The following is a 16,996-nucleotide window of genomic DNA, read 5'->3' as shown; positions in this document are numbered from 1 at the left end:
AATGGAATTATGTTTGGCACGATTTTTAACACATTGATGATTATAGCCGGGAGTGTGATTGGAAGTATCTTTAAAAAAGGAATAAAAGAAGAATATCATGAAATCCTTATGCAGGCGATGGGATTAGTAGCTTTGGGCTTAGGGATCAACTCACTAGTACAACATTTACCTTCCAGCAAATATCCAGTGCTTTTTATTGTAAGTTTAGCCATAGGTGGATTAATTGGGCAAAAACTTAAGTTGGAAACAAGATTTAATAGTTTAGTTAATAAATATTCTAAAGGTAATTTGGCTGAAGGATTATCAACCGCTATTTTATTATTTTGTATTGGAACATTATCGATTTTAGGACCAGTAGAAGCAGCGTTAAAAGGAGACTATACATACCTCCTTGCAAATGGTACGTTGGATGGCATTACTTCGATTGTTTTAGCATCCACTTTTGGGATTGGAATAATATTTGCTGGCGTTGCTTTATTTACATGGCAAGGTTCCATCTATTTAATTGCAATACTTATGAAAAATTCATTAAGTAATGATCTTCTAAATGAAGTGACGATTGTAGGAGGTATATTAATTATAGCGTCAGGCTTAAGTATATTGGGGATTAAGAAATGTAATACTTTAAATCTTCTACCATCATTATTCATTCCTCCTGTTGTATTTTTATTTATGCACTTATTCCATTTATAATGTTTGAGAAATTAGTTATGTAGATTAGGGAACCTCAAAAAAAAAGGTTCCCCTAATTACTTATTAAAGTAATCCTATACAAAAAAAAATTGGAGTTTAATTAAACTCCAATTTAACTTTATATATTAATCTGTCTTTAATAATTAAAAACTGAAGTTAAAATTTTATTTATCCAGTTGTTTAATTATCCAACCACAAATGATAATAAATGTAACACAGCCAATTCCAACGAATAACATTAACATTCAATCATTCTCCCCATTTAACAATCCCATTCAAAATATTTTAATAATAGTGCTTCATTCGCTCAAAATATATTCAAATGTAAAATAATAACCTTTCCCGTCTCAGCCTCCTAAACAGGCTTAAACCCATCTTTGTTCTTAAGAAGGAACTAACTGATAGTGTAAACCGTTATATTTTTGGAATACTGTCTTTACTTTTAATTTGAATACCTTTTAACTAGAAACCTTCATAAAGCCTATAATCTTATGTAAAATAATGATATCAACTGAGATATTTTTTGTAATGGGTAATTATCTGTTTATTCAAACTTTTATTAAACCAACTGACAAATTCTCATGTTTTTTAATCGAGTAAATTTTTATTTTATTCTTTTTGCAAGTGGATGATTGTCACTGAATTGTATTAAGTCCCATAAATTTCCGTATAAGTCCTTAAATACTGCAACTGTTCCATAATCTTGTTCTTTCGGTTCTCTTACAAACTCAATTCCTTTTGAAATCATTTCATCGTAATCTCTCCAGAAATCATCCGTTCCTAAAAATAGAAAAACTCTCCCACCAGCTTGATTACCAATAAATGGCTCTTGTTCTTGTTTCGATGCCTTTGCAAGTAGAATAGTCGTTCCAGATGAACTAGGAGGACTTATAACTACCCATCTCTTATCCTGTTCAGGCTGATATGTATCTTCAATTAAATTAAAGTGAAGTTTCTTCGTATAAAACTCTATAGCTTCATCATAATCCTTTACGACTAAAGCTATATGAACGATTGACTGGATCATCTTCTTATCTCCTAACATGTTTTCTATTATAAGTACTATTAATTGAGCTATATTTCAATCTAATCATATTTCTTTTTCAATCAATCTGCTATTTTTAGCATAATAAAAAGACTGCCTAAACAGTCTTCGTATTACTCATTTAATTTTGAAGCAAAAATTGGAATGATAATGATTGTAATAAATATTAATGCCAAAACAATTAATGAATTTTTCCATCTAAAATCATTTTCCCCATCATTTTTATGTTGATTTAAGAATTGATCATATATTTTCGATGAAACAAATTTTCCTGGATCCAGTAATTCTCCTGTTTGTTCATCCAATAAATACGTATCATAATTCGCTGTTTTAAAGAAACGATCTCTAACTGTATCGTATTTTACAGCAATTGCGACTACATTTTCGTTTGCATTTTTTTCCTTATTCGTTAAACTAAATTCTTTTTGATCGACAATCTTCGTTGATTTCTTAACATAATAATGAACTTCCTTACGATTATTTTTATCTATTTGATCTAAATAGCGCGATGATGCATTTGAGGTTGATACGTTAGATAAAAACAACAAAAAGAAACAGACAATGCAAAATGCAATTCTTTTCATTTATATCCCCCACTTCTATTCAAATCTACTAAATTATATTCACTAGATTTTTAAATAGTCCTTGAGAGTATTTCTCATCTGCCTCATTAATCTTGAGTTGTTAATTTTTTTGCCGTAGAAACCTTTTTATTTTACTTCTATTCTGAGATCATCTTCTATAAAATTTAAAAATCTACGATTCCACATTTTTTCATAGAAATCAATTGTCTCTTTTGCTGACATAAATGAATTATTTAATGTAGAGGTAGCACCGTTTACCATGAAGTTTTCGTAACCTAATCCATGTGCAAATTTAATTGTAGCATCCATACAGTATTCAGTTTGAGCACCGCAAAATTCTAATCTATTTACTGCTAATTGATCTAAAAGATTTTTTAAGTTCGTTTTGAAAAATGAATTTGCATGTATTTTGTTAATAAAATAATCTTGTTTTTGAACATCTAAATCAGCGTTAATAGCCCAAATTTCTTCTCCAGGTACTAATTCTTCATCACAATGTTGAACAAAAATAATTGGTTTACTTAATTCTCTATATAATGAGATTCTTTTATTTACTTTACTGATTAAATTTTGTAATTCAAATAAGTGCTCACCGCTGTAACATACACCATTTTGCAAATCGATAACAATCAAAACATCTGCTCCATTATCCATTGTTTTCACCTCATATAGATTTGTATTATATTTATAATTTCATCTAATTCGCTATAAATTTCATTTTAAATACTTTTAATAACTTTCGCAGGATTACCTGCCACTACTGTATTAGTTGGAACATCTTTCGTAACGATAGAACCCGCAGCTATAATTGAGTTATCTCCAATCGTAATGCCAGGTAAAATAGTACAACTACCACCAATCCACACATCGTCTCCAATATGGATTGGAATCGCATATCCGCTCTTATTTCGATCCTTTGGTTCGATCGAATGACCAGCTGTATAAATCCCTACATTCGGACCAATCATACAGTTTTTTCCTATTTTCACTTCTGCCATATCTAAGATTGTACAATTATATCCTGCATAGAAATGATCCCCTACATGTATGTTATAACCTAAATCACAATGAAAATTATGCTCAATACTTGGATTTACCCCTACTGACCCAAACAGCTCTTTCAATATTTCTTCTTTTCTTTCGAACGATTCCACGTCTATATTATTAAACTCTCGAACAAGTTTATGGGCTCGTATATTTTTCATTTTTAATCCTTCTGTGCCACGCTGATAATAAATTTTCTCTTTGGCTTCCATATTAAAGCTCCTAACTTATATGTAGTTTATTTTATAAATCACTTCGATCTAAATTTTGCTAAACCTTCTTTCTCAACCATACTCTTTTGGTAAAATCTTATTTTGCTTTTAATTTCAAGATATCAGCCATCCTTAAATAATCTATTTTTATATCCAATCAAAATAAATCACGAACAATTTATGTACTTAAGTCAATATCATCCCAATCTACAGAGGGATTAATAACCCATTCTAAAACTTTCCTTCTCTCTATGACTAAACACTCATTAAATGAATTTAATATTTTTCCTTTTAGTCGTGAATCAACTACGAACCAATGTGTTCTATAATATAAATCTGCTATATTATAAATTTCTGTTTTAGGTTTTAGCTTTAACGATTTCTCTAAATAAGTAAAATTTTGATTCTTTTTGATATCTGGAACCATATTTATTAAGTTATCACCAACAGATTCTATGAACTTAAATTCATTGTTGATCCCTAAAACCCATACAAGCATCCAAAGACTTTCAACATACCAATTTAAATGAAGTTTCTCAACTTTAGTTAAATATGCTTCATTTTTGTTTAGAATACTTTTTTCCCATTCTGATACGTATTCATAGAGACCTTGTTCTTTAATCCAATCTCCAATATCTTTCGTTGGAGCCTCAAATGCAATATAAATCATCCCTGACATGATTGTTGCTCTGTATATTAATTCACTACTATTTCTTATTCCGGCATATTCAAGGAGCGGTAAATCTTTGTTAATTTCACCTCCGAATTTTTTAATTTTAGCTTCCGAAATCTCTTTAATTTTTTTAAAGTCTAGACAAATTTGATCTGACATTTTTCCTCCAATAAGTTTCCACCAGTAATCTTTTAATTAAATTATACATCCTCAAAAAAGTACCGTTAATTCCAAATTCAGCTAAAAGGCAAAAAATATCTATTCTAACAAAACAAACCTCTAATGCTATCCAATGCACTAGAGGTTTGTTAATTAAGTATTAAACAGTAACTAATTCTTTTTCTTTATTTCCGATTTTTTTAACGATATCACGCGCGATCCATACGCCACATGCGCTTGCTTGAGCTAAACCGCGAGTAACTCCTGCTCCATCTCCACCTAGATATAATCCAGAGATTTCGCTTTCAAAGTGTTCATTTAGCTTTGGTCGAGCTGAATAGAATTTTGCTTCTACACCATAGAAAAGTGTATGTTCTGCAGCGATACCTGGAGTCACATGGTTTAAAGCTTCTACCATTTCAATTAAACTTTTCATTGTATTGTATGGTAAAACTAATCCTAAGTCACCTGGTACTGCTTCTTTTAAAGTTGGTTCTAAAAAGCCTTCTTTAATACGTTTTTCAGTTGAACGACGACCTCTTAAAATATCTCCGTATTTTTGCACGATTACTCCACCGTGTGAAAGCATGTTTGCAAGGCGTGAAACCTCATGTGCATATTCATTTGGTTTGTCAAAAGGTTCTGCGAATTGATGCGATACTAATAAGGCAAAGTTTGTATTTGGACTTCCTAATTTAGGATCTTTATAAGCATGTCCATTAGCAGTCATAATTCCTGAATGATTTTCAACTACTACGTGCCCAGATGGATTACTACAGAATGTTCTGACTTTTGTACCCACGCTAGTATTAAATACGAATTTCCCTTCGTATAAATGCTTATTAATTTCTTCCATTACTACGTTTGAAGTCTCAACACGAACACCAATATCAACTTGATTCGTTGACATTTTTAAACGACGTTTTTTCATAACATCAGTTAACCATTTTGAGCCATCACGACCAGGTACAATTACAACTTTCTCAGCATGTAATTCTTCACCTTTTTTTAATTTAATTCCTTTTATAATATGAGTACCTTCAACCTTTTCAGTTATTAAGTCCTCTACTTCAGTTTTATACTTCATATCTATTTTTGTTTTTAAATACTCATAAATGCTTTTTAGAATTTCTAAATTTTGTTCCGTTCCTAAGTGACGAACTTGTGCACGTAATAATTTAAGTCCAGCTGCGTATCCACGACGTTCAATATCTCTAACTTCTTCTGTTAAAGGATCAGTAATTGATTCAGTTGCACCATGTTCTAAATTAATTTCATCAACGTATTTGATTAATTCAACTACTTGTGAATCTGATAAGTAATCTGTCATCCATCCACCAAATTCGCTTGTAATATTAAATTTTCCATCTGAATATGCTCCAGCACCACCAAAACCATTTGTAATTGAGCAAGCTGGTAAGCAACCTGAAAAATCTTTTTTACCTGCAGCAGGCGGACATTTTTCAATTTTCTTTTGTAAAATTGGGCAATGTCTTGCGAATATATCATGTCCTTTATCAACAAGTAGTACTTTAGCATTAGGCATTTTTAAAGTTAATTCATAACAAGTAAAGATTCCAGCAGGTCCTGCTCCAACAACGATAACATCATACATCTATATATACCTCCAAATAAGGTTTAAATTATTTCATTTGATCAACCTAAACTAGAATACCATCAATATGATTGCGTTTCAAGTAAAAACACGAACATTTTTTGTACTTTTTTAAAAAAATATTCGTTTATAACCAAAGTGAAACCTTTACATTAGAAATAAACATCTGTCAATTAGATTTTTTATTAAATATCAGACAATTCAAACTTACATATTAATTAAATTGACATTCATCCTAATTTAACGAAAAGTTAATTATTGAATCACCAAAATCCCCTATTAGATAGAAACACAATCACACCAACTTGAATAGTTATATAAATAACAGTTTTTCTATATTGGAGTTGGAAAAGATGCTAGAAGAAAATTTGAAGGAAAAGGAAGGTCAAGATCAAAATAAGAAAATTAATATAGAACATGACAGTTTATCAGCAAGTCTTGAAAGACAAATTGTTGCCGCATCATGGGTTAAGGCAGTTGCACAATTATACGAAACGATTACATTATCAAAATTATATTCCATCGACAAAGATCCAATCTTTCAAGGGAAAAGAGATATCATATCGGGAATGTGGATTGGTACTGCCGGTCAATTATCCGTAGCTTTTTTCGTTTCTAAGCAATTGTTCACTTCAGAAAAAATAGATTTACTTGAGTTACAAAGAAGAATTGTTCTTTCTGATTCAGTTCAAATAGTTGGGAACGCATTGGCACTTATTGGTGCAGCTGAGGTAATTCAAGAGGAAATTGGTGATGGGGAAATATTCCTTTCTTAGTCTTCTACACTAAATAAAAAAGTAAGCAAAATCAAAAAATATAAAATAAATTAATCCCACAAGGAAATATGCTTCCATTGTGGGATTTATGCTTTTCTCGAATTGAACGGACATTCTACCGTTTGCATCTAATTATTGTTCGTTTTTCAATTCTATTCGGCCAAACCCAATTTTATTTATTCAATTTCCCTATTCCTTTCACTATACTCTTGCACCTGCTTTTAATGCTTTTTGGAAGCTTGCAATCAAGTCTTCTATATCTTCTAAACCAACGGATACCCTTATTAATGTATCTTTAACCCCTAATCGTTCACGAACATCGAGCGGTATTGCAGCATGGGACATCTTTACAGGATATGAAACAATCGTCTCAACTCCACCAAGTGAAACTGCAACTGCAACGTTTTCGACTGATTGAAGGAAACTTGTCGTTTGTTCAATCGTTTTTAGTGTAAATGAAAGGACTGCTCCTCCTCCAGTAGCCTGCTCAAAATGAACATCGTGACCAGGATGATCTTTTAGTCCTGGGTAATAAACATCCTCAACTTCTTCTTGTTCTAAAAGCCAGTTTGCTAATTTTGATGCAGTTTGTTCATATGCATCCATACGAACTTTTAGGGTCTTTAATCCTCTTAATGTTAGCCAACAGTCTTGTGGACCTAAAATAGCTCCGAATGAATTTTGGATTGTGTATAAATCACTTGCAAGTTCTTCTGAATTTACGACCGCTAATCCTCCAATTACATCGCTATGACCTGCAATAAACTTTGTTGCACTATGAACGACAATATCAGCTCCTAAGTCTAATGGTCTTTGTAAATATGGTGATAAAAAACTATTATCTACAATGACAAGGATGTCATTTTCTTTTGCTATTTTAATAGCACTACTTAAATCAGTAATTTTCAAAAGAGGATTAGACGGTGTTTCTAAATAAAGTCCTTTTGTATTTGGCTTTATTCCGGCTTTAATCTCTTCTAAATTAGATGCGTCGACGAAAGAAAAATCGATTCCGAAACGATTTAAAACTTTTGTTGCTATTCTAAATGTTCCCCCATAAACATCTTCACAAATGACAATATGATCTCCTGCTGAAAACAAAGATAATACAGATGAGATTGCGGCCATTCCTGATGAAAACGCAAAGCCACGTACACCATTTTCTAATTTTGCAATTGTATTTTCTAACGCTTCTCTTGTTGGATTTCCACTTCTCGCATAGTCGTACTTCCCAAAATTCTCAATATCAAATTGATGAAACGTTGATGTCTGATAAATTGGTATACTTAATGCACCTGTTGCCTGATCAATTTCATTTCCGTTATGAATTAGTTTCGTTCCAAATTGCATGCTCATCACCCCAATGCATTTTCTAAGTCATTTAATAAATCATCAATATGTTCAATTCCCACTGATAAACGTAATGTATGGTCATCTAGACCAAGCTTTCTTTTAAATTCTTCTGGCATCTCTGAATGAGTTTGTGTATGTGGATACGTAATTAACGATTCGACTCCACCTAAACTTTCTGCGAATGTAATGACTTTTACGCTTCCTAAAACCTGTTCTACTAAACTTAAATCCTTCACTTTAAATGAAATCATTGCACCAAATCCAGTTGCCTGTTCTTTAATAATTGAATACCCTTTATGCGTTGGTAATCCTACATAATATACTTCAGTAACATTTGGATGATTTTCTAAAAACTTCGCAAGTACAATCGCATTTTTTTGACTGTATTCCATGCGTAAATGCAATGTTTTAATTCCTCTTAAGATTAACCAAGAGTCAAATGGAGCTAATGTTGCACCTGTTGATTTTTGATAATAGCGAATTCGTTCATTTGTATATTCTGAATTCGTTACGACGAAGCCAGCTAGTGTATCATTATGGCCACCTAAATACTTTGTTCCACTATGAACAACTACATCTGCCCCTAATTCAATTGGTCTAAAGAAATAAGGAGTTAAAAATGTATTATCGACAATTACAATAATATCTCGTTTTTTTGCAATCTCTACTACTCTTTTTAAATCAGTTACTTTCATCATTGGATTTGAAGGTGTCTCAATAAAAATTCCTTTTGTGTTCGGTTTAAGTGCATCAAGAATATGTTCAATTTCAGTCGTATCAACAAAATTATGCTCAAGTCCATATGGCGAATAAATTTCTTCGAATAAGCGATATGTACCACCGTATAAATCATCTGAAACAATTAGGTGATCACCCTTTTTAAATAAGCTTAATACTGCAGTAACTGCTGCATTTCCTGTTGCGAATGCAACGCCATAATTTGCACTTTCTAATTTTGCAACAGTATTTTCGACTTCTTCTCGTGTTGGATTTTGTAATCTTGCATAATCATATCCAGTTGACTGATGTAGACCTGCATGCTTAAATGTAGCTGATTGATAAATTGGATAACTAATTGCACCAGTTAATGGATCATACCCTTTGCTACCATGAACAGCTACCGTTTCAATCGATTTTTTATTCGTGTTTAAAGCCTCTTTTGTGTTAGTCATTATAAATCCCCCATTTTAGTCAAATAAAAAAACCACTTCCTAAAAAATAAGAAGTGGTTATGTCTGTAAAATAAACATATCGCTCTTATCTTCCAGGTTTTTCACCTGCAGGATTTAGCACTTTCTAGTATTTACTAGAGTTGCCGGGTTTCGTCGGGCCAGTCCCTCCACCGCTCTTGATAAGATTATTAAATTATATTGTTAGTATATTAAAAACTCTGATAATTATCAATCGTTTTTTTTGAATTATTTAATAATTAACTCTTACTTCCATTCTTCAGGTAATAAACTTTGATAAAGTGAACTCTTATATCGATCATCAATTAGTAATAAAGTCCCTTCATCTGATTCAGAACGGATAACTCTTCCACCCGCTTGCATTACTTTATTCATACCTGGAAAGACATATGCATAATAATACCCATTTTTTCCAACAGAATTAAAATGCTCCTTTAAAATATTTCTTTCTAAACAAATCTGTGGCAATCCTACACCAACTACTACGACACCGTTTAAGCGATCCCCCTTTAAATCGATCCCTTCAGAGAATATTCCACCTAATACAGCAAACCCAACCAAAGTTTCCTCATTTAGACTATCAAACTGTAAAAGGAACTCCTCTCGTTCAATTTCAGACATACCATTTTCTTGAACGATTGTCTTTATGTTAGGGTTTTTCTCTTTAAATAAATCAACACTTTGAATTAAATATTGATATGACGGATAAAAAACTAAATAATTACCTTTTCTTTTCGTAATTTCTTTATAGACAGAATCAATTAATCTTTCTAAATTTCTTTCACGATCTTGGTATCGAGTTGAAAGAGGATCAATTGTTACTTCCAGTTGTTCTCTATGAAAAGGAGAATCGATTGAAATTGTATAATCTCGACTTTGATCACCAAGCATATCTTGAAAATATTGTATTGGCGTTAAAGTAGCCGAAAAATAAATTGTAGAGCGAAATCTTTTTATGACGTCATTCACTACTTTAGAAGGATCAAGGCAAAATAACTTTAAATGTACTTCACTTTTATATAGTTCATAGTAGCATACATAATTTTCATCAAAAAACTCCGCAATTTTGACGAAGTTGAGTGACTCAAAATATGTATCAAGTAGAAGTTGTTTATTTTCGTCCTCTTCCATTTCCTGTAATTTTATTTCTACGATTTCATTGAATGTATGTAGAAGTTCTAGTAAATCACCATCTATTTCCTTTGAAACTGGGGTTACAACGTCCTTCCATTTTTTTCTTAATTCAATAAATCGCTTATTTATTTCATTTATTATGGCATAAAGTTCATCTTTTAAATTTTTATATCTATTTTTCAACTCTAAAAATTTAGATTTGAATAAGCTCGCAGAATACATTTCTCTTGCACGATCAACAAGATTATGAGCTTCATCAATTAATAAAACCGAACTTCGTTTATGTTCATCAAATAATCGTTTTAACGAAACTCTAGGATCAAAAATATAATTTACATCGCAAATAATCGCATCGGAAGAATTTAATAAATCTAAAGAGTATTCAAATGGACATACTGTATGTTTGCGGGCATATTCTTCTATTTTCTCCCTAGTTAACGATTTTTCCGATGAAAGAATATCAAGAACAGCATCATTTATTCGGTCATAATAACCATTAGCAAATTCACAATAATCCTTTTGACACATCGTCTCTTCTTTAAAACAGATTTTATCTTTTGCTGTAATCGTCGTACACTTTATACAAAGTCCTTGATCTGTCATTAGCTTAAATGCTTCTTCAGCAACAGTCCTAGTAATCGTCTTAGAAGTTAAGTAAAACATTCGATTTATATTATTCTCACCAATACTTTTAACTGTCGGAAAAATAGTCGAAACCGTTTTGCCAATTCCGGTTGGGGCTACCGCAAATAAATTATTACCTTCTTGAATTGTTTGATATACCGCACCTGCTAACTTTCTTTGACCTTTTCTAAAAGAAGGAAAGGGAAAATTTAATTCTTTTATTGTCTGATTCCTTGTTTCAATATGATCGTATTTCCATTTTGCAAAAGGATAATAAATTTCCAGCATTTTGTATAAGTAATTTGTTAATTCATCTTTTGTAAATAAGAGGTCGAAGCTTATTTTTTGCTCGGTTAAAATATTAATATATGTAAGTCTAAGTGTAATTTTTTCAAGTTGTAATTCTTCACAAATAAAATATCCATAAACTTTTGCTTGAGCCCAATGAACAGGATATGAATTTTCATTTATTTCATTTAAATCCTTCATTGTTGATTTAATTTCTTCTATTATATATTGACCATCATTAAATAATAATCCATCACAACGGCCTTCTATCTGAAACACCAACTGATCCAATGTAATGTTGCCGGATATAGATCGTTCTTTTACATCCTGTTCACCATATTCTCTTTGGATTTTTTGGTGTGCCTTTGTTCCTTCAATTAATGAAACCGAACTTTTATATGTTACATTGATACTTCCCGCTGTATGAGCATACTCAACTAGCGTTCGAACTGATACCTTTATACAATTCTCCAAGTGAGTACCCTCCTTTTTTTACATTTTATCATAATTCTTCTTTCTTGATTAAGAATGAACGGTAACAATAAAAAAGTTCAAGTTAAACTAACTTGAACTTTTAGAGATCAGGATGCACTATTTAACTAGCAATATAAAACTTGAATATTATATTTTCTGTAAAATTGTAATAATCTCTCCACGTCATCCTTTATTGCTTCTAGTGGCACTACAATGGCTTGCATACTTGTTAAGTAAATGTAAAAGTAATTCTTCGTGCTTTTTATTTCAACTATATCATCCCACTTTATTTCATGAACACTTGATTGTGTAATTTCTTTGATCCCATTCTCATCTACTTTTAGAGAATGTTCCCCGAAAATTGATTCATCGTTCTTTTCAGTTAAATGCTTAATTATTTTGTTTTTTGATGAACGGTAGAAATACTTTGGAAAATAAATGAACCAAGCAATGGCTGCTAACGAAAAGGCAAGTAAATAACCAAATAGTGGTTGTTTGAAAAGAAAGGAAATTAAAAATGGTATTACTAAATAGATTAAACTCACAGCAATTCGTTGATTTATTAACGACTTTTGAACAGTTTTTGAGTGTTTTAAATGATGTAAATTAAATTCAATATAATCATCCAAATTAATTTCATAACTAAGTTTCATACTTAACCTCCATTTTCACAAAAATATTAATTCACTATTATTTTAACATTAGAAAAAATTAGAAAATGAAGATATTTTATCTACTTATATTAAGTTGACTTTTCAAGATTCATAGAATTAATTCTTATATTAAGAATTCGTAATAATTCATTTCTAAAGTTCTAATTTAAAATTTTCTGCATAAAAATGGTTGTCCTAACTGTAAATCACAAAAATTGTGACAAATAAGCTCGGCTGCAAATAAGTCATAGAGAGTCGCAATTAAATGTAGAAATCTTGCAATTAAACAGTGGACTGCAAATAAAATCTGAGTATCGCAATTAAAATTGGCGAAACGGCAATTAAACCCCTAAGAATCGCAATTTAATTTAAAAAGTACCCATACCAGTTAAGGTATTATCACCTAAAAAAACATACAAAAGCAGATCATTTCAAATGAAAAACTTGCAATATGGCTTGTATCTAATAAAAACTTGATAAGAGCCTGCAGAAATATCTAATAAAGTTCAATTAGATCAATTGCAAACGAAAAAAAGCCGTTTAAATACCCCCATCCTTAGCACAAGTACATTTTTCAATAAAAAAAGGACCGCTCATTCGTCAGTTAACCTGACTTTTGAGGCAGCCCCAATCTAAACAACACAGATCAATTATGCTCCATCATTAATGAAGCTATATTGCGCCATGTATAGCTTATAATAATGTCCTTTTAAAGCTAATAATTCTTCATGTGTACCGCTTTCCTCGACATTTCCGTTTCCAATTACCATAATTTTGTCGCAGTCACGAATTGTCGATAATCGGTGGGCAATAACAAATGAAGTACGACCTTCTAATAGCTTTTCAATACCATTTTGGACAAGCTTCTCAGTATGAGTATCGATATTCGAAGTAGCTTCATCTAAAATCAAAATTCTAGGATCAGCTAGTAGAGCTCGAGCAAACGAGATTAATTGTCTTTGACCTAATGAAAGTCTTGATCCCCTCTCGTTTACATCTGTATTATACCCATCCTCCATTTTAATGATAAAGTCATGAGCATGAACTGCTTTAGCTGCGGCAATTACTTCTTCATCTGTAGCATTTAATTTACCGTATCGAATATTTTCCATAATCGATGTTGAGAATAGGAAAGTATCTTGTAGCATAATTCCCATTTGACTTCTAAAAGATTCTAAATCTACTTTTTTAATATCATTTCCATCAACTAAAATTTCACCTTTTAAAGGATCATAGAATCTGCTTAAAAGTGAAACAATCGTCGTTTTCCCTGCACCTGTTGCACCTACTAATGCAATTTTTTCACCTGGATTTATTGTGAAATTTATATTTTTTAATACTGTAGAGTTTTCATCATAACCAAAAGTTACATTTCTAAATTGAACTTCACCATTGATTCGTCCAATTGGTGGTGCATTTTCTTCACTAATAATTTCTGGATCAATATCCATAATGTCAAAAATACGATCAGCTGCCGAGAAGTTTGATATTAATGTATTATAGAAGTTTGATAAGTTCATAATTGGACGCCAGAACATCCCAATATACATTGAAAATGCGATTAATGTTCCAACTTCAATTTCTTGACTAGTTACAAGCTTATATCCAACATAAAATACAATTACAGTACCAACACCCCAAGAAAGCTCAACTAATGGCCAAAAGAAGTCATTCATTTTTACTGCTTTCATGAATGATCCCATTAATTCAGATACCTTTTCTTTGAAATCTTTTTCTTTATCTTTTTCTTTCGCAAAGGATTGAACTACTTTTATTCCTGAAAAATCTTCATGTATAAACGCGATTAAATTTGAACGTTTCTTTCGGTAATCATCCCATCTTTTACGTGCACGTGTTTCAATATAAAACATTGCAGCTGCTAAAAATGGAAGAATTGATACTGATGCGATTGCAAGTTTAACATTTAAGATAAACATTACAACTGTAACGCAAACTAAGCTTAGTAATTCCGGAATTAATGTTTGAATACTTTGGTTGAATAAATTTTGGAGAGCACTAATATCCCCCATTACACGAGCTAAAATTTTTCCTACTGGACGATTATCAAAAAACGTAAATGATAGTTTTTGAATATGTGTGTAAAGCTCATGACGAATATTTACTAAAATATTATTCGTAACGGAGCTAATCATCGTCCAACGTGTTTTTGAAGCAATCATTGCTAAGAAATTTAGTGCTAATAATACAGCTCCAATTATGATGAGCCCTTTTACATCGTGATTCTTAATATTTGTATCAATCGCTACCTTTAATAAATATGGGTTTAATATCCCAATTACCATTACAAATAACATTAAACAAATAACGGTAAATGTTTTTAATTTATAAGGTTTTAAATAAGTCCCGAGCCTAAGAATAAGCTCGGTTTTACTCCTATTTAGTTGGTCTTCATCACGATTAATCGTATTTTGTGCCATTAGACCACCCCGCTTTCTACTGTTTCAAAATCTTTGAATTGTTCTTCGTAGACTTCAAAGTATCTACCCTTTTTATCTAGTAATTGTTTATGATTTCCTTTTTCAACTATTTCTCCATTTTCAACAAATAGAATGACATCGGCATTTTTTACTGCTGAAATACGGTGTGCAATGATAAATGTTGTACTATGTGAGAAACGTTTATTTAAATTGTGTAATAATTCATACTCCGTTTCCATATCTAATGCAGAAGTTGCATCATCTAAAATTAAGATTGGAGCATTTCTTAATAATGCGCGGGCAATTGATATACGTTGTTTTTGGCCACCAGATAAACCAATTCCTCGTTCACCAATTTCCGTGTTGAATCCTTCTTCTAGCTCTTCAATAAAGTCTAGACAACATGCAATACGGCAAGCCTCACGGATTTCATCCATAGTAGCATCTGGGTTTCCTAGTTTTACATTATTTTCAATCGTATCTGAGAAAAGGAATGTATCCTGAGAAACTAGAGACATATTTTTACGTAAAGATGTTAAATTAAAATCTTTAACATTAACGCCATCTACTAGTACTTCTCCCTCAGCCACATCGTATGAGCGACCAATTAAATGAAGAATTGAGGATTTTCCGGCACCCGTCGTTCCCATAATGGCTACTTTACTACCGCTTGGAATATATAGATTAATATCTTTTAAGACAATTTCATCATTGTATTTAAAGCTTACATTTTTATATTCCACTGAACCGTCAACAAGATTAGGTGTATATGCTCCTTCTTTGTTTTCAATTTGAGTTTTACGATCTAAAATTTCAAAAATCTTCTTCGCAGAAGCTTGGTTTTTAGAAAGTACATCTGTTAACCAGCCTAACATTCTCATCGGCCAAATTAAGTTCCAAATATATCCACTAAATGCAACTAGTTCACCGAGTGTCATATTATTTTTTAAAACGAAATATCCACCGATAATAATCATTGCTACAAGCGCAATATTTGTTAAAAATTCAATATTAGGAAAATATTTACGCATTGTTTTAGCTTGAGCCATATTTAAATCATAATATCCACGATTCATTTTCAAAAATTTCAACGTCTCATGCTTTTCCCTAGCAAATGCTTTAACTAATCTTACACCCGCAATATTTTGTTGAGCTGTTGTATTTATTTCAGCTGTATGGTCACTTATTTTTCCGTAACCTTTATTAAGTAAGCGATTTAAACGCGTCCCCATATATCCAATTGGGATCATAATTGCTAAACAGATTAATGCCAACTTCCAATTAATTACAAATAAGATAACTGTACTAAGAGTAAAATAAATAATATTTTCAACAAATAATCTTAGTCCAAACGCAATTGTTTGCCAGATGTTTTCCACATCTTCGTTAATTCTCGAAAGTAATTCACCCGTGTTCATCGAGTCAAAATACTTAAACTCAAAACTTTGAATATGCTTGAACATATCATTTTTAATATCCTCATGTACCTTTGAACTTACTAAGTCATATAAATATTCTTTTACATATCCAAAAATTGATTTAATGATTGTGACACCTATAATACCGCAAATAACTGGAACTACGACTGATGCTTTTCCTTTCGTAATACCGTCATCGATTAGAATCATTTGTAAATAAGGAATTAAATGATCCACACCTATTACTAAAACCATTGAAATTGAACCAATGATAAATGAAAGCTTATGTCTAAAGACATATTTTAAAATTCGAGACAAAATTATACCTCCCTTGTATCAATTAACCTAACTCTACGCAACCCTCCACTTTTTTTGACAACAAAAAGACCATGGGAATATTTTCCATACCCCATGGCCATAAAGAAACGTTTCGCCCAAAAACAAACATAAAAGAATCGTTTATTTTTGGCACAAAAAAGCCATGGGTAATATAAACCCATGGCTAGATCGTCAATTGAAATCTAAGTTTCAACGTGGTCCGTCCTGCGTAGAGATAGGGTTCATAATCATTATGAAATTTTGTGATGCTTTTGAGTTTAATTTTCTTTCAATCATCATGTTAA

14 protein-coding genes and 1 riboswitch are annotated in these 16,996 nt (G+C 31.5%); of the genes, 2 read left to right on the top strand and 12 right to left on the bottom strand.

Annotation, left to right across the window (positions count from 1 at the left end):
- Positions 1 to 9 precede the first annotated feature (9 nt).
- Positions 10 to 693 (top strand): DUF554 domain-containing protein, encoded by a 684-nt coding sequence (locus AB1282_RS15100; protein ID WP_390310406.1) that lies wholly within the window; start codon positions 10 to 12, stop codon positions 691 to 693.
- Positions 694 to 1,297: 604 nt separating this feature from the next.
- Here the strand turns inward: AB1282_RS15100 and AB1282_RS15095 are convergent.
- The 6 genes from AB1282_RS15095 to AB1282_RS15070 form a co-directional block, all read right to left on the bottom strand.
- Complete coding sequence (locus tag AB1282_RS15095; protein ID WP_056470444.1) at positions 1,298 to 1,720, bottom strand: VOC family protein; 423 nt, start codon at positions 1,718 to 1,720, stop codon at positions 1,298 to 1,300.
- Positions 1,721 to 1,851: 131 nt separating this feature from the next.
- Positions 1,852 to 2,322, bottom strand: coding sequence for a hypothetical protein (locus AB1282_RS15090; protein WP_056470447.1), 471 nt, complete (start codon positions 2,320 to 2,322; stop codon positions 1,852 to 1,854).
- A 126-nt stretch (positions 2,323 to 2,448) separates the two neighbouring features.
- Positions 2,449 to 2,976: a cysteine hydrolase family protein gene (locus AB1282_RS15085; protein ID WP_429899424.1), complete on the bottom strand. Its 528-nt coding sequence runs from the start codon at positions 2,974 to 2,976 to the stop codon at positions 2,449 to 2,451.
- 65 nt (positions 2,977 to 3,041) lie between these two features.
- Entirely contained in the window at positions 3,042 to 3,578 is a 537-nt protein-coding gene (locus AB1282_RS15080) for a sugar O-acetyltransferase (protein ID WP_429899423.1), read from the bottom strand.
- A 178-nt stretch (positions 3,579 to 3,756) separates the two neighbouring features.
- On the bottom strand, positions 3,757 to 4,410 hold the full coding sequence (locus AB1282_RS15075; protein WP_429899422.1) for a DUF4272 domain-containing protein: 654 nt from the start codon (positions 4,408 to 4,410) through the stop codon (positions 3,757 to 3,759).
- A gap of 160 nt (positions 4,411 to 4,570) precedes the next feature.
- A complete protein-coding gene (locus tag AB1282_RS15070; protein ID WP_429899421.1) occupies positions 4,571 to 6,025 on the bottom strand; it encodes an NAD(P)/FAD-dependent oxidoreductase in 1,455 nt (484 codons plus the stop codon).
- A gap of 353 nt (positions 6,026 to 6,378) precedes the next feature.
- On the opposite strand from AB1282_RS15070, the gene AB1282_RS15065 reads away from it, so the two are divergent.
- Positions 6,379 to 6,801, top strand: coding sequence for a hypothetical protein (locus tag AB1282_RS15065; protein ID WP_056470463.1), 423 nt, complete (start codon positions 6,379 to 6,381; stop codon positions 6,799 to 6,801).
- A 201-nt stretch (positions 6,802 to 7,002) separates the two neighbouring features.
- Here AB1282_RS15065 and AB1282_RS15060 read toward each other — a convergent pair whose 3' ends face one another.
- The 6 genes from AB1282_RS15060 to AB1282_RS15035 form a co-directional block, all read right to left on the bottom strand.
- Entirely contained in the window at positions 7,003 to 8,151 is a 1,149-nt protein-coding gene (locus AB1282_RS15060) for a trans-sulfuration enzyme family protein (protein ID WP_429899420.1), read from the bottom strand.
- A gap of 5 nt (positions 8,152 to 8,156) precedes the next feature.
- Positions 8,157 to 9,326 carry a trans-sulfuration enzyme family protein gene (locus AB1282_RS15055; protein ID WP_390310415.1) on the bottom strand — a complete coding sequence of 390 codons (1,170 nt, stop codon included), beginning with the start codon at positions 9,324 to 9,326 and terminating at the stop codon, positions 8,157 to 8,159.
- An 82-nt stretch (positions 9,327 to 9,408) separates the two neighbouring features.
- Positions 9,409 to 9,512, bottom strand: a riboswitch (SAM riboswitch).
- A 78-nt stretch (positions 9,513 to 9,590) separates the two neighbouring features.
- Complete coding sequence (locus tag AB1282_RS15050; RefSeq protein ID WP_429899419.1) at positions 9,591 to 11,864, bottom strand: ATP-dependent DNA helicase; 2,274 nt, start codon at positions 11,862 to 11,864, stop codon at positions 9,591 to 9,593.
- Between the two features lie 125 nt (positions 11,865 to 11,989).
- Positions 11,990 to 12,517, bottom strand: a complete 528-nt coding sequence (locus AB1282_RS15045) for a YcxB family protein (RefSeq protein WP_429899418.1) — start codon at positions 12,515 to 12,517, stop codon at positions 11,990 to 11,992.
- 650 nt (positions 12,518 to 13,167) lie between these two features.
- Positions 13,168 to 14,955 (bottom strand): ABC transporter ATP-binding protein, encoded by a 1,788-nt coding sequence (locus AB1282_RS15040; RefSeq protein ID WP_390310419.1) that lies wholly within the window; start codon positions 14,953 to 14,955, stop codon positions 13,168 to 13,170.
- Positions 14,955 to 16,691, bottom strand: coding sequence for an ABC transporter ATP-binding protein (locus AB1282_RS15035; RefSeq protein ID WP_056470479.1), 1,737 nt, complete (start codon positions 16,689 to 16,691; stop codon positions 14,955 to 14,957). The genes AB1282_RS15040 and AB1282_RS15035 overlap by 1 nt, the downstream gene beginning before the upstream one ends.
- Positions 16,692 to 16,996: the final 305 nt, after the last annotated feature.

The sequence above is a fragment of the Gottfriedia sp. S16(2024) genome (genome assembly GCF_050473765.1).
GTDB lineage: Bacteria > Bacillota > Bacilli > Bacillales > Bacillaceae_G > Gottfriedia.
This window is presented reverse-complemented; position numbering and strand designations above follow the sequence as displayed.